The organism is Streptococcus mitis, assembly GCF_946190065.1.
In the GTDB taxonomy this organism is placed as follows: Bacteria; Bacillota; Bacilli; order Lactobacillales; family Streptococcaceae; genus Streptococcus; species Streptococcus mitis_DE.
The window spans coordinates 73,815-88,176 of record NZ_CAMHZD010000007.1; the positions used below are offsets into that span (position 1 = coordinate 73,815).

Annotated in this window: 17 protein-coding genes; all 17 read left to right on the forward strand. The window is 42.0% G+C overall.

Annotated features, from left to right (window positions below; genetic code table 11):
• Nucleotides 1-63 precede the first annotated feature (63 nt).
• On the forward strand, nt 64-1,560 hold the full coding sequence (locus OCF96_RS04800; RefSeq protein ID WP_261446582.1) for an ABC transporter permease: 1,497 nt from the start codon (nt 64-66) through the stop codon (nt 1,558-1,560).
• Nucleotides 1,560-2,486 carry an oligopeptide ABC transporter permease OppC gene (gene oppC, locus OCF96_RS04805; protein WP_004255894.1) on the forward strand — a complete coding sequence of 309 codons (927 nt, stop codon included), beginning with the start codon at nt 1,560-1,562 and terminating at the stop codon, nt 2,484-2,486. Before OCF96_RS04800 ends, oppC begins: the two co-directional genes overlap by 1 nt.
• 8 nt (nt 2,487-2,494) lie before the next feature.
• Nucleotides 2,495-3,562, forward strand: coding sequence for an ABC transporter ATP-binding protein (locus tag OCF96_RS04810; protein ID WP_084927004.1), 1,068 nt, complete (start codon nt 2,495-2,497; stop codon nt 3,560-3,562).
• A gap of 10 nt (nt 3,563-3,572) precedes the next feature.
• Entirely contained in the window at nt 3,573-4,499 is a 927-nt protein-coding gene (locus OCF96_RS04815; protein ID WP_001291284.1) for an ATP-binding cassette domain-containing protein, read from the forward strand.
• A gap of 560 nt (nt 4,500-5,059) precedes the next feature.
• Nucleotides 5,060-6,037: an ABC transporter substrate-binding protein gene (locus tag OCF96_RS04820; RefSeq protein WP_024057377.1), complete on the forward strand. Its 978-nt coding sequence runs from the start codon at nt 5,060-5,062 to the stop codon at nt 6,035-6,037.
• An 11-nt stretch (nt 6,038-6,048) separates the two neighbouring features.
• Nucleotides 6,049-6,942, forward strand: a complete 894-nt coding sequence (locus OCF96_RS04825) for an ABC transporter permease (RefSeq protein WP_261446583.1) — start codon at nt 6,049-6,051, stop codon at nt 6,940-6,942.
• Nucleotides 6,943-6,954: 12 nt separating this feature from the next.
• Nucleotides 6,955-7,758, forward strand: coding sequence for an ABC transporter ATP-binding protein (locus OCF96_RS04830; protein WP_261446584.1), 804 nt, complete (start codon nt 6,955-6,957; stop codon nt 7,756-7,758).
• 326 nt (nt 7,759-8,084) lie between these two features.
• Complete coding sequence (locus OCF96_RS04835; RefSeq protein WP_000364990.1) at nt 8,085-8,333, forward strand: YneF family protein; 249 nt, start codon at nt 8,085-8,087, stop codon at nt 8,331-8,333.
• A 199-nt stretch (nt 8,334-8,532) separates the two neighbouring features.
• A complete protein-coding gene (racE, locus tag OCF96_RS04840; protein ID WP_033684754.1) occupies nt 8,533-9,327 on the forward strand; it encodes a glutamate racemase in 795 nt (264 codons plus the stop codon).
• Entirely contained in the window at nt 9,324-10,295 is a 972-nt protein-coding gene (locus OCF96_RS04845) for a nucleoside-triphosphate diphosphatase (RefSeq protein ID WP_261446585.1), read from the forward strand. The genes racE and OCF96_RS04845 overlap by 4 nt, the downstream gene beginning before the upstream one ends.
• Nucleotides 10,271-10,792 (forward strand): metallophosphoesterase, encoded by a 522-nt coding sequence (locus OCF96_RS04850; protein WP_261446586.1) that lies wholly within the window; start codon nt 10,271-10,273, stop codon nt 10,790-10,792. Before OCF96_RS04845 ends, OCF96_RS04850 begins: the two co-directional genes overlap by 25 nt.
• Complete coding sequence (cbpB, locus tag OCF96_RS04855; RefSeq protein ID WP_020903098.1) at nt 10,789-11,250, forward strand: cyclic-di-AMP-binding protein CbpB; 462 nt, start codon at nt 10,789-10,791, stop codon at nt 11,248-11,250. Before OCF96_RS04850 ends, cbpB begins: the two co-directional genes overlap by 4 nt.
• Complete coding sequence (xerD, locus tag OCF96_RS04860) at nt 11,247-11,981, forward strand: site-specific tyrosine recombinase XerD (protein ID WP_315898986.1); 735 nt, start codon at nt 11,247-11,249, stop codon at nt 11,979-11,981. Before cbpB ends, xerD begins: the two co-directional genes overlap by 4 nt.
• Complete coding sequence (locus tag OCF96_RS04865; protein WP_020903099.1) at nt 11,981-12,709, forward strand: segregation/condensation protein A; 729 nt, start codon at nt 11,981-11,983, stop codon at nt 12,707-12,709. Before xerD ends, OCF96_RS04865 begins: the two co-directional genes overlap by 1 nt.
• An 18-nt stretch (nt 12,710-12,727) precedes the next feature.
• On the forward strand, nt 12,728-13,297 hold the full coding sequence (gene scpB / locus OCF96_RS04870) for an SMC-Scp complex subunit ScpB (RefSeq protein WP_261446588.1): 570 nt from the start codon (nt 12,728-12,730) through the stop codon (nt 13,295-13,297).
• Nucleotides 13,284-14,006, forward strand: coding sequence for a pseudouridine synthase (locus OCF96_RS04875; RefSeq protein ID WP_050235293.1), 723 nt, complete (start codon nt 13,284-13,286; stop codon nt 14,004-14,006). Before scpB ends, OCF96_RS04875 begins: the two co-directional genes overlap by 14 nt.
• Nucleotides 14,006-14,248, forward strand: coding sequence for a membrane protein insertion efficiency factor YidD (gene yidD, locus OCF96_RS04880; RefSeq protein ID WP_000821624.1), 243 nt, complete (start codon nt 14,006-14,008; stop codon nt 14,246-14,248). Before OCF96_RS04875 ends, yidD begins: the two co-directional genes overlap by 1 nt.
• Nucleotides 14,249-14,362: the final 114 nt, after the last annotated feature.

Below are 14,362 nucleotides of genomic sequence, written 5' to 3' on the forward strand. Positions count from 1 at the left end.
ATTTTCAATAGAACTTTCTCTCCATGAGGAGAAGGTTCTTTTGGGATTTTTAAAGGAAATGATATGAAAAAATATATTTTTATGCGTGTTTTGCGGTCATTGGTTTCTATCTTCTTAGTAACAACCTTGACTTACACGATTATCTATACAATGGTTCCTCGAAAATTGATTTTCAAACAGGATACCAACTATAACAAGATTGCGACAACTGCTGATAAACGTGATAACTATGAGAATACCGTTTATGAGCGTATGGGCTATATCGAGTACTACGATACCAAAGAGTTGCAAGAAAAAGCTAGCCAGATGGATGCTTCTGTAACAGTTGAAGCCAATGATACCAACAAGGCTATCTATGAAAAATACATCAAACAAATCGGTCATGGTTGGACCCTGGGAGAATTTACTGAAAGTGGCCAATTCTACGCTACGCGTGAAATCCCGATTTTTGAACGTGTTTTCAAATTCTATGCTAACTTGATTGACATTGATCATACAAATAAAATTCAAGACCCTGAGAATCCAGATTTGAAACGCTACCTTCGTTTTGAAAATGATCCAGCGATTGGATGGTCATTGGTCGGTTCAGGAACGAAACATAAATATCTCTTGTACTTCAACGGTCAGTTCCCATTTGTGCATCAAAACTTTGTGAACATCAATTTAGGTGACTCTTATCCAACCTATGCTAATAGCCCTGTTTTACAGGTTATTACTCAAGGACAAGGACAAACAAAAACATCTCAAGTTCAGTTCCCAACAGGTAAGAAAACTTCTTCTGTAAATATTTACTCAAGAACCTACAAATCGCCTAGTCAGGCTGACTCTCGTGAAGTAGCCAACTACGGAAAAGATGACCCTTATACAGCTACTGAAAGCAACTACCAATATCCTTCTATGATTGCTAGCTCTGCAATCGTTGGATTGATCGGTTTGGTGATTTCTTATGCGATTGCCGTGCCACTTGGTTCAGCTATGGCTCGCTTCAAGAACACTTGGATTGATAGCTTCTCAACAGGGGCTTTGACCTTCTTGATGGCTCTTCCAACCATTGCTTTGGTTTACATTGTTCGTTTGATTGGATCATCAATTGGTCTTCCAGATTCATTCCCTATCTTGGGTGCTGGAGATTGGCGTTCGTATGTTTTACCAGCAGTTATCCTTGGTTTATTGGGTGCTCCTGGTACCGCTATTTGGATTCGTCGTTACATGATTGACTTGCAATCACAGGATTTTGTTCGTTTTGCTCGTGCAAAAGGTTTGTCTGAAAAAGAAATTTCAAACAAACACATCTTTAAAAATGCCATGGTTCCGCTGGTTTCAGGGATTCCTGGTGCTGTTATCGGGGTTATCGGTGGTGCAACCCTTACTGAAACAGTCTTCGCTTTCCCAGGTATGGGTAAAATGTTGATTGACTCTGTAAAAGCATCTAATAACTCTATGGTCGTAGGTCTTGTCTTCATCTTTACATGTATTTCTATCTTCTCACTTCTTTTGGGAGATATTTGGATGACTATTATTGACCCACGTATTAAATTGACTGAGAAAGGAGGCAAATAATGTCTACAATCGATAAAGAAAAATTTCAGTTCGTAAAACGTGACGATTTTGCCTCTGAAGCCATTGATGCGCCAGCCTATTCATACTGGGGCTCAGTGTTTAGACAATTTATGAAGAAGAAATCAACTGTAGTCATGTTGGGAATCTTGGTAGCTATCATTTTGATGAGTTTCATCTACCCAATGTTTTCTAAGTTTGATTTCAATGATGTCAGCAAAGTAAACGACTTTAGTGCTCGTTATATCAAGCCAAATGCTGAGCATTGGTTCGGTACAGACAGTAACGGTAAATCTCTCTTTGACGGTGTCTGGTTCGGAGCTCGTAACTCTATCCTCATTTCTGTGATTGCGACAGTGATTAACTTGGTTATCGGTGTTTTTGTCGGTGGTATTTGGGGAATTTCAAAATCAGTTGACCGTGTGATGATGGAAGTTTATAATGTCATCTCAAACATCCCATCTCTTTTGATTGTCATTGTCTTGACTTACTCAATCGGAGCTGGATTCTGGAATCTGATTTTTGCTATGAGTGTGACTACTTGGATTGGTATTGCTTACTCAATTCGTATTCAGATCATGCGTTATCGTGACTTGGAGTATAACCTTGCTTCACGTACACTTGGAACACCAACCTTTAAGATTGTTGTAAAAAACATTATGCCACAATTGGTATCTGTTATCGTTACGACGACATCTCAAATGCTTCCAGCCTTTATCTCATACGAAGCTTTCCTTTCATTCTTTGGACTTGGATTGCCGATTACAGTTCCAAGTTTAGGTCGTTTGATTTCAGATTACTCTCAGAACGTAACGACAAATGCATACCTCTTCTGGATTCCATTGACAACTCTTGTCTTGGTATCCTTATCCCTTTTCGTAGTTGGTCAAAACTTAGCGGATGCTAGTGATCCACGTACACATAGATAGGAGTAGAAATGACAAAAGAAAAAAATGTAATTTTGACTGCTCGCGATATTGTCGTGGAATTTGACGTTCGTGACAAAGTATTGACAGCCATTCGCGGCGTTTCCCTTGAACTAGTTGAAGGAGAAGTATTAGCCTTGGTAGGTGAGTCAGGATCAGGAAAATCTGTTTTGACAAAGACTTTCACAGGTATGCTTGAAGAAAATGGTCGCATTGCCCAAGGTGGCATTGACTACCGTGGTCAAGATTTGACAGCTTTATCTTCTCACAAGGATTGGGAACAAATTCGTGGCGCTAAGATTGCGACTATCTTCCAAGATCCAATGACTAGTTTGGACCCAATTAAAACAATTGGTAGTCAGATTACAGAAGTTATTGTAAAACACCAAGGAAAAACAGCTAAAGAAGCGAAAGAATTGGCCATTGACTACATGAATAAGGTTGGGATTCCAGATGCAGATAGACGTTTTGATGAATACCCATTCCAATATTCTGGAGGAATGCGTCAACGTATCGTTATTGCGATTGCTCTTGCCTGCCGACCTGATGTCTTGATTTGTGATGAGCCAACGACTGCCTTGGATGTGACCATCCAAGCTCAGATTATTGATTTGTTGAAATCTTTACAAAACGAGTACCATTTCACAACAATCTTTATCACCCACGACCTTGGTGTGGTGGCAAGTATTGCAGATAAGGTAGCGGTTATGTATGCAGGAGAAATCGTTGAGTATGGAACTGTTGAGGAAGTCTTCTATGACCCTCGCCATCCATATACATGGAGTCTCTTGTCTAGCTTGCCTCAGCTTGCTGATGATAAAGGGGATCTTTACTCAATCCCAGGAACACCTCCGTCACTTTATACTGACCTGAAAGGGGATGCCTTTGCCTTGCGTTCTGACTATGCAATGCAAATTGACTTCGAACAAAAAGCTCCTCAATTCTCAGTATCAGAGACACATTGGGCTAAAACTTGGCTACTTCATGAGGATGCTCCAAAAGTAGAAAAACCAGCTGTGATTGCAAATCTCCATGATAAGATTCGTGAAAAAATGGGATTTGCCCATCTGGCTGACTAGGAGGAAGGAAATGTCTGAAAAATTAGTAGAAATCAAAGATTTAGAAATTTCCTTCGGTGAAGGAAGTAAGAAGTTTGTCGCAGTTAAAAATGCTAACTTCTTTATCAACAAGGGAGAAACTTTCTCGCTTGTAGGTGAGTCAGGTAGTGGGAAAACAACTATTGGTCGTGCCATCATCGGTCTTAATGATACAAGTAATGGGGATATCATTTTTGATGGTCAAAAGATTAATGGTAAGAAATCGCGTGAACAAGCTGCAGAATTGATTCGTCGTATCCAGATGATTTTTCAAGATCCTGCCGCAAGTTTGAATGAACGTGCGACTGTTGATTATATTATTTCTGAAGGTCTTTACAATCATCATCTGTTCAAGGATGAAGAAGAACGTAAAGAGAAAGTTAAAAATATTATCCGTGAAGTGGGGCTTCTTGCTGAGCACTTGACTCGTTACCCTCATGAATTCTCAGGTGGTCAACGTCAACGTATCGGTATTGCCCGTGCCTTGGTCATGCAACCAGACTTTGTTATTGCGGATGAGCCCATTTCAGCCTTGGACGTTTCTGTGCGTGCTCAAGTCTTGAACTTGCTCAAAAAATTCCAAAAAGAACTTGGTTTGACCTATCTCTTCATCGCCCATGACTTGTCTGTCGTTCGCTTTATTTCAGATCGTATCGCAGTTATTTACAAGGGTGTTATTGTAGAGGTTGCAGAAACAGAAGAATTGTTTAACAATCCAATTCATCCATATACTCAAGCCTTGCTTTCAGCGGTACCAATCCCAGATCCAATCTTGGAACGTAAGAAGGTCTTGAAGGTTTACGACCCAAGTCAACACGACTATGAGACTGATAAGCCATCTATGGTAGAAATCCGTCCAGGTCACTATGTTTGGGCTAACCAAGCCGAATTAGCGCGTTACCAACAAGGGTTAAACTAATAATGGTTTTATAATTTCCATATCAATTTTTATGGGAATTATAAACCTTTTTTTGTTGGACTGATTTGAAAAAATCTTTGAAAGTATCCTGAAAGAATTTTCGAAAAATTTTAAAAAATTCTGAAATATTCTTGACAGCTGATGAAAAAGGTGGTAAGATAGGAAACATCAAAAAAGAAAGCAGAAAAAGAAATGAATAAGAGACAAGCTGTAACGATGAATCAAAACTTTTACTTTAGCTACTTTAGATAGTGTTTGTAGACATGTCACCATGGATGCAAACAGTTCAAGCAATTTGTTTGTATCTATGTGGCTAAGATTTTTGATTGTGGTCCATATAGATAAATATCTAAATGGACTAGCAAAGTTATAACTTGTTAGATTATTTCAAGCATCCGTTTAGGTATTATCTAGGCGGTTTTTTGTTTTATACTCTTCGAAAATCAAATTCAAACCACGTCAACGTCGCCTTGCCGTACTCAAGTACAGCCTGCGGCTAGTTTCCTAGTTTGCTCTTTAATTTTCATTGAGTATTATCTTTTCTGAGAAGGAGTTTCATTATGAAAGTTGTTCGAAAATTACTAGCCCCTCTCTTGGTAGTGGGGATTCTCTTGACCTCTCTGATTAGTTTGCATCAGTTGAAGGCAGATAAGAAAAAAGATGTGTTTCGTATCGGTATTTCGCAATTTATTACCCACCAGTCCTTAGACGCTACTAGAGAAGGGTTTGTGGATGAGCTTGCCAAGCAAGGCTATGCTGAAGGGAAAAATATCGAGATTGATTTGCAAAATGCACAGGGAGAACAACGAAACCTAAAAACGATTTCCCAGCAACTAGCAGAATCTAGTGATGTCGTTCTAGCTATCGCAACGCCTTCTGCTCAGAGCTTGGCTAATACAACACAAACGACACCGGTTATCTTTTCAGCTGTAACAGACCCTGTCAGTGCCAAGTTGGTAGAGTCAAGAGAGCATCCTGGGGGCAATGTAACTGGAACAAGTGATCAGTCATCAGATGCTATCTCAACCCAAATCAATTTGATAAAGAAAGTGTTGCCAAAAGCTAAAACAATTGGAATCCTCTATACTCAGAGCGAGCCAAACTCAGTTGTCCAAAAGGATGAAGCTAAGCGACTTCTGGAAGAAAAAGGCTTTACCGTTGTTGAAAAAACAATCTTGGACAGTAACAATGTCAAAGCGGCAGCAGAGAGTTTGATGGCAGAAGTGGATATGGTTTTTGTACCAACGGACAATATCATTTCGTCAACCATGGAAACAGTTAAGCAGGTTTCTATTAAACACAAGGTTCCAGTATTCGGTGGCTCAACGGAAATGATTGCGGTTGGTGGTTTGTATAACTACGGTACCAATTATGAAGAATTGGGACGGCAGACAGCCCGCATGTTGATTCGTGTCTTAAAAGGTGAGAAACCAGAAAATATAGCAGTTGAGTTGCCTGAAAAACTGGAATTGCATACCAATCAAGAAATGGCAGATGCACTAGGAATTGATATTAGTAAGTTGGAAAGCAAGGAATAGGGAGGTTTAAGATGAGTTTTGTATTATCTAGTTTATCAGAAGGTTTGTTGTGGTCGATTATGGCCATTGGAGTTTACTTGACTTTCCGTATTTTGGATATTGCGGATATGACTGCTGAAGGAGCCTTTCCTTTGGGGGCAGCTGTCGTTGTATCGCAGATACAGGCAGGGACAAATCCTTGGATTGCGACCTTACTTGCTTTGCTGGCAGGTATGGTAGCTGGTCTTGTATCAGGAATGCTCCACACCAAGATGAAAATCCCAGCTCTCTTGACAGGGATTGTGACCTTGACAGGGCTTTATTCAATCAATATTAAAATCATGGGCAGTGTGCCCAACCTTTCCTTGGGAGATTCTTCAACTGTCTTTAAACAATTGGCGAGCTTGGGGCTGACAACTGAAGAAGCTGTTTTCTCACTCAGCTTAGCCTGTCTCTTACTTGTTTGTTTGGTCTTGACCCTTTTGATGAAAACAGAGATTGGTTTGGTCTTGCGTTCGACTGGGGACAATATTCCGATGAGTGAGGCTAATGGGGTCAATGTAGACACCATGAAGATTGTTGGTTACATGATTTCAAACGGTCTGATTGCCCTATGTGGTTCCTTGTTTGCCCAAAATGATGGATTTTCAGATGTGACTTCTGGGACAGGAACCATCGTTGTTGGTTTGAGTGCCGTGATTATTGCGGAAGTACTGATACATGATTTGACCATTGGAGGCCGCTTGTTATCTATCGGGATCGGTGCTATTGTTTACCGTTTGATTATTTTAAATATCTATGAAATTCCAAATCTAGATCAAAACCTGGTTCGTCTCTTTAATGCAATCTTGTTAGCCTTAGTTTTATTTGCACCAGAATTGCAAAAGAGATTAAAGATTCGTGGTTTGAAACTGAGAAATGAATAGGAGGAAAAAGTTATGGCAAGTTTATTAACACTTGAAAATATTCACAAGACATTTGAAGCAGGGACGGTCAATGAGAACCATGTCCTCAAAGGATTAGATTTAGAAGTTGAAGAGGGAGATTTTATCTCAGTAATCGGTGGAAATGGAGCAGGTAAATCCACTTTGATGAATATCTTGGCTGGCAATCTATCGGTGGACGAAGGAGAACTTTTATTGGCAGGGAAATCCATTAAAAATCTGAGTGTCAGAAAGAGAGCAAAGGATATCGCCCGTGTTTTTCAGGATCCTAAGATGGGAACCGCTTCGCGTTTGACGATTGAGGAGAATATGGCTATTGCCTTGAGACGTGGGCAAAAGAGAGGACTTGGTTGGGGCGTGAAGGAGAAGGATAGAATCCAGTTCCAAGAAGCCTTGAAAGAGTTGAATATTGGTCTTGAAAATCGCTTGAAAGTGGATACTCAATACCTCTCAGGAGGACAAAGACAGGCCTTGACCCTAGTCATGGCAGCTCTGGTGAAACCTAAACTTTTGCTTTTGGATGAACATACTGCGGCACTTGATCCAAAAACGAGTCAAATGGTGATGGACTTGACTCAAAAGATTGTGGAAGACCATCAGTTGACGACTTTGATGATTACCCATGATATGAACCATGCGATTGAGTACGGAAATCGTCTCATTATGCTCTATCAAGGGAAAATAGTGGTGGATGTCAAGGGAGAGGAGAAAAAGCATCTGACGGTTGAAAATCTCATGCATCTCTTCCAGAAAAATAGTGGCCAAAGCCTAGTCAGTGATGAATTGGTTTTGGGATAAAGAAAAAGGCTGAGATCTGGTGTCTCAGTCTTTTATTAGGTACAAATGGATAGGCAGAAATATGAAATTAATACTCTTCGAAAATCTCTTCAAACCGTGTCAGCTTTATCTGCAACCTCAAAGCAGCGCTTTGAGCAACCTGCGGCTAGCTTCCTAGTTTACTCTTTGATTTTCATTGAGTATAAACTCAGTAAGGAGCCCTCTTTTGCAGAAAAGCAGGGTTCTTTTTGCTGTCTATTCCATTCCTGAAAGCGTAAAACAAACTAGTCAGGGTGGCTAGTTTGTGGTATAATGAAAGAGACTCAAAAAGAAACAGGAGAAATATGATGGATTTACTTTTAGCAATTGTATTGATTGTGCTAGCTTTTCTAGGAGGAGCTCTTGGAGGAATGTACTTGGTTCGTAAGCAAATTGAAAAAGAATTCGCTGACAACCCACGTTTGAATGCTGAAGCAGTTCGTACTCTTTTGAGTGCAAATGGTCAAAAACCAAGCGAAGCTAAGGTACAACAAGTTTACCACCAAATCATCCGCCAACAAAAGGCAGCCCTTGCTAACAATAAAAAGAAAAAATAAATAAGGAAAAGTCTGGGATGAAAGTTCCAGACTTCTCACTATGTTGGCTATGCTTTAGAGATGAGACTTTTTCCTTGCATTCTATTGATATTTGATTATGATTAAGAGAGATAGTTGTTGATTAGGATGTCATTCAGTTCATAAGGATAAATAATCATAATGAACTATCAATCAGAAAAAAGACTAGAAAGAAGACTGTATGGATAATCGACCAATTGGTTTTTTGGATTCGGGTGTCGGGGGCTTGACCGTTGTGCGCGAGCTCATGCGCCAGCTTCCCCATGAAGAAATCGTCTATATTGGAGATTCGGCACGGGCGCCTTACGGGCCCCGTCCTGCTGAGCAAATTCGTGAATATACTTGGCAGTTGGTTAACTTTCTTTTGACCAAGGATGTCAAGATGATTGTCATTGCTTGTAATACTGCGACTGCGGTCGTCTGGGAAGAAATCAAGGCTCAACTAGACATTCCTGTCCTAGGTGTGATTTTGCCAGGAGCTTCGGCAGCCATCAAGTCCAGTCAAGGTGGGAAAATCGGAGTCATTGGAACGCCCATGACGGTACAATCTGACATTTATCGTCAGAAAATCAATGATCTGGATCCTGATTTACAGGTGGAGAGTTTGGCCTGTCCCAAGTTTGCTCCCTTGGTGGAGTCGGGTGCCCTGTCAACCAGCGTCACCAAGAAAGTAGTCTATGAAACCCTGCGTCCCTTGGTTGGAAAGGTGGATAGTCTGATTTTGGGTTGTACCCATTATCCACTCCTCAGACCCATTATTCAAAATGTCATGGGACCCAAGGTTCAGCTCATCGATAGTGGGGCAGAGTGCGTACGGGATATCTCAGTCTTACTTAATTATTTTGAAATCAATCGTGGTCGCGATGCCGGACCACTCCATCACCGTTTTTACACAACAGCCAGCAGCCAAAGTTTTGCACAAATTGGTGAAGAATGGCTTGAAAAAGAGATTCATGTGGAGCATGTAGAATTATGACAAATAAAATTTATGAATACAAGGATGACCAGGACTGGTATGTCGGGTCCTATGGTATTTTTGGTGGCGTCCGGACGTTGACGGATGATGACTTGGATTTTCCTCTATTGGAGTTTGCCCAAAGATTTCGAGATGAGGATCGAGGTTTTCCTGTTTCTGTTACTGTTTTACGCTATGGTTCTCGCTACCGTTTATTGTCTTTTGTGGTAGATATCCTCAACCAAGAAATGGGACGAAATGTGGAAGTCATCCAACGTCAGGGGGCTTTACTCTTGGTTGAAAATGGGCAACTCCTGCATGTGGAATTGCCTAAAGAAGGGGTCAATGTTCATGATTTCTTTGAGACAAGCAAAGTTAGAGAAACCTTATTGATTGCGACTCGAAACGAGGGCAAGACCAAGGAATTTCGAGCTATCTTTGATAAGCTAGGCTACGATGTGGAAAATCTTAATGATTATCCTGATCTGCCTGAAGTAGCAGAAACAGGCATGACCTTCGAAGAAAATGCCCGTCTCAAGGCAGAAACGATTTCCCAATTAACGGGCAAGATAGTTCTGGCAGATGATTCTGGACTGAAAGTCGATGTTTTGGGTGGTTTGCCTGGTGTCTGGTCGGCTCGTTTTGCAGGCGTCGGAGCAACTGACCGTGAAAACAATGCCAAGCTCTTGCACGAATTGGCCATGGTCTTTGAACTCAAGGACCGCTCGGCTCAATTCCATACAACCCTAGTCGTAGCCAGTCCAAACAAGGAAAGCTTGGTTGTTGAAGCAGACTGGCCTGGCTACATTAACTTTGAACCTAAGGGTGAAAATGGCTTTGGCTATGACCCTCTCTTCCTTGTAGGAGAGACAGGCAAATCATCAGCTGAATTAACCCTTGAAGAAAAAAATAGTCAATCTCACCGTGCCTTAGCCGTTAAGAAACTTTTGGAGGTATTTCCATCATGGCAAAGCAAACCATCATTGTAATGAGCGATTCTCATGGCGATAGCTTGATTGTGAAAGAAATCCGTGATCGCTATGTGGGCAAAGTTGATGCCGTTTTTCATAATGGCGATTCTGAACTGCGTCCTGATTCTCCACTTTGGGAGGGCATCCGTGTAGTTAAAGGGAACATGGACTTCTACGCCGGCTACCCAGAACGTTTGGTGACTGAGCTTGGTTCGACCAAGATTATCCAAACTCATGGTCACTTGTTTGACATTAATTTCAACTTTCAAAAGTTGGACTACTGGGCTCAGGAGGAAGATGCCGATATCTGTCTCTATGGTCACTTGCATGTGCCAAGTGCTTGGATGGAAGGTAAAACCCTCTTTCTAAATCCAGGTTCTATCAGTCAACCACGTGGGACCATCAGAGAATGTCTCTATGCTCGTGTGGAGATTGATGACAGTTATTTCAAAGTGGACTTTTTGACACGAGACCATGAGGTGTATCCGGGCTTGTCCAAGGAGTTTAGCCGATGATTGCCAAGGAGTTTGAGACTTTCTTGTTGGGGCAAGAGGAAACTTTTTTGACTCCTGCTAAAAATCTGGCTGTGTTGATTGATACCCACAATGCGGATCACGCTACCCTCTTGCTCAGTCAGATGACCTATACCCGTGTTCCCGTTGTGACAGATGAAAAACAGTTTGTTGGGACGATTGGGCTCAGAGATATTATGGCTTATCAGATGGAGCATGACTTGAGTCAAGAAATCATGGCAGATACGGATATCGTTCATATGACGAGAACGGACGTAGCGGTCGTCTCGCCTGATTTTACCATTACGGAGGTCTTGCACAAGTTGGTAGATGAGTCCTTCTTACCTGTTGTGGATGCGTCAGGGATTTTCCAAGGAATTATCACGCGCAAGTCTATTCTCAAGGCAGTCAATGCCCTCTTGCATGACTTTAGTAAGGAATATGAGATTCGATGCAAATGAGAGACAGGATTTCAGACTTTTTAGAGGGGAAGCAGGGTTTGTCTGCCAATTCCAAGCAGTCCTATAAGTATGATTTGGAGCAATTTTTAGACATTGTAGGTGAGCGGATCTCTGAAACTAGTCTCAAGATTTACCAAGCCCAGCTAGTCAATTTAAAGATCAGCGCTCAGAAGCGAAAGATTTCGGCCTGTAACCAATTTCTCTACTTTCTCTATCAAAAAGGAGAAGTGGACGGCTTTTATCGCTTGGAATTAACCAAACAAGCTGAAAAGAAGACCGAAAAACCAGAACTGTTAGAACTAGACTCTTTTTGGCAGGAAAGCGACTATCCAGAGGGCCGCTTGCTAGCGCTCTTAATCCTAGAAATGGGACTCTTGCCAAGTGAGATTTTAGCCCTCAAGGTTGCGGATATCAATCTAGATTTTCAGGTGTTGCGAATCAAGAAGGCTTCCCAACAGAGGATTGTCACCATTCCCACGACCTTGCTTTCAGAATTGGAACCCTTGATGGGCCAGACCTATCTCTTTGAAAGGGGAGGGAAAGCCTATTCTCGTCAGTGGGCCTTCCGTCAGCTAGAGTCCTTTGTCAAGGAGAAAGGATTTCCAGTCTTATCAGCCCAAGCCTTGCGGGAACAGTTCATTCTAAGACAAATAGAAAACAAGGTCGATTTGTACGAAATTGCAAAAAAATTAGGATTAAAAACAGTCCTGACCTTAGAAAAATATAGATAATGGATATTAAATTAAAAGATTTTGAAGGGCCCTTGGACTTGCTTCTGCACCTAGTCTCTAAGTACCAGATGGATATCTACGATGTACCCATTACGGAAGTCATCGAACAGTATCTAGCTTATGTCTCAACTCTGCAGGCCATGCGTCTGGAAGTGACGGGCGAGTACATGGTTATGGCCAGTCAGCTCATGCTGATTAAGAGCCGCAAGCTTCTTCCAAAGGTAGCAGAAGTGACAGACTTGGAGGATGACCTGGAGCAGGATCTTCTTTCCCAAATCGAAGAATACCGCAAGTTCAAGCTCTTGGGTGAGCACTTGGAAGCCAAGCACCAAGATCGGGCCCAGTATTATTCCAAAGCGCCGACAGAGTTGATTTATGAAGATGCGGAGCTTGTGCATGACAAGACGACTATTGACCTCTTTTTGGCTTTTTCAAATATCCTAGCCAAGAAAAAAGAGGAGTTTGCACAGAACCACACGACCATCTTGCGGGATGAGTATAAGATTGAGGACATGATGGTTATCGTGAAAGAGTCCTTGACTGGACGAGATCAGTTGCGCTTGCAGGATTTGTTCAAGGAAGCCCAGAATCTCCAAGAGGTCATCACCCTCTTTTTGGCAACCCTAGAGTTAATCAAAACCCAGGAGCTGATCCTCGTGCAAGAGGAGAGTTTCGGAGATATCTATCTCATGGAAAAGAAGGAAGAAAGTCAAGTGGCACAAAGCTAGACTTGATAGAGAGGAAAGATGAGTACTTTAGCAAAAATAGAAGCGCTCTTGTTTGTAGTGGGTGAAGATGGGATTAGAGTCCGCCAGTTAGCTGAACTCCTCTCTCTGCCACCGACAGGCATCCAACAGAGTTTAGAAAAATTAGCTCAGAAGTATGAAAAGGACCCAGATTCCAGTTTGGCTCTGATTGAGACTGGTGGCGCTTATAGATTGGTGACCAAGCCTCAATTTGCTGAGATTTTGAAGGAATACTCCAAGGCGCCCATCAACCAGAGTTTGTCTCGGGCAGCTCTTGAGACCTTGTCCATTATTGCCTATAAGCAGCCGATTACGCGGATAGAAATTGATGCCATCCGTGGGGTCAACTCGAGTGGGGCCTTAGCAAAGTTGCAAGCCTTTGACTTGATACGAGAAGACGGGAAAAAAGAAGTGTTGGGTCGCCCCAACCTCTATGTGACTACAGATTATTTCCTAGATTACATGGGGATAAACCATTTAGAAGAATTACCAGTGATTGATGAGCTTGAAATTCAAGCCCAAGAAAGCCAATTATTTGGTGAAAGGATAGAAGAAGATGAGAATCAATAAGTATATTGCCCACGCAGGTGTGGCCAGTAGGAGAAAAGCAGAAGAGCTGATTAAGCAAGGCTTGGTGACGGTCAACGGCCAAGTGGTTCGTGAACTAGCAACGACCATCAAGTCAGGCGACAAGGTCGAAGTTGCAGGTCAACCTATCTACAACGAAGAAAAGGTCTATTATCTGCTTAACAAACCACGTGGTGTCATTTCCAGTGTGACAGATGACAAGGGTCGCAAGACTGTTGTTGATCTCTTGCCCAATGTCAAAGAGCGCATCTACCCTGTAGGTCGTTTAGACTGGGACACATCAGGTGTTTTGATTTTGACTAATGACGGGGATTTTACGGATGAAATGATTCACCCTCGTAATGAGATTGACAAGGTTTATGTCGCGCGTGTTAAAGGTGTTGCCAATAAGGATAATCTCCGCCCCTTGACCCGTGGACTTGAGATTGATGGCAAGAAAACCAAGCCGGCTGTTTATGAGATTCTCAAAGTAGATCCAGTCAAAAACCGCTCTGTGGTGCAGTTGACCATCCATGAAGGGCGTAACCACCAGGTTAAAAAGATGTTTGAAGCTGTCGGTCTTCAAGTGGACAAGTTATCACGGACTCGTTTCGGGCATCTAGACTTGACAGGACTCCGTCCAGGAGAATCCCGTCGTCTTAATAAAAAAGAAATCAGCCAACTACACACCATGGCTGTAACCAAGAAATAATGAAACGAATTTTAATAGCGCCTGTGCGCTTTTACCAACGGTTTATCTCACCAGCCTTTCCACCCTCTTGTCGCTTTGAGCCGACTTGTTCCAACTACATGATTCAGGCTATTGAAAAACATGGCTTCAAGGGTGTCTTGATGGGCTTGGCTCGGATTTTACGTTGCCATCCCTGGTCGAAAACAGGTAAGGACCCTGTGCCAGACCATTTTTCCCTTAAACGGAATCAAGAAGAAAAATGAGGCTGGGTAAAAATATTTTAGTGAAATGATAAAAACGGGCTCTTTGTCAACTGTAGTGGGTTGAAGAAAAGCTAAGCTCTAGAAAGGACAGATTTAGTCCTTTCTTTTTTGATA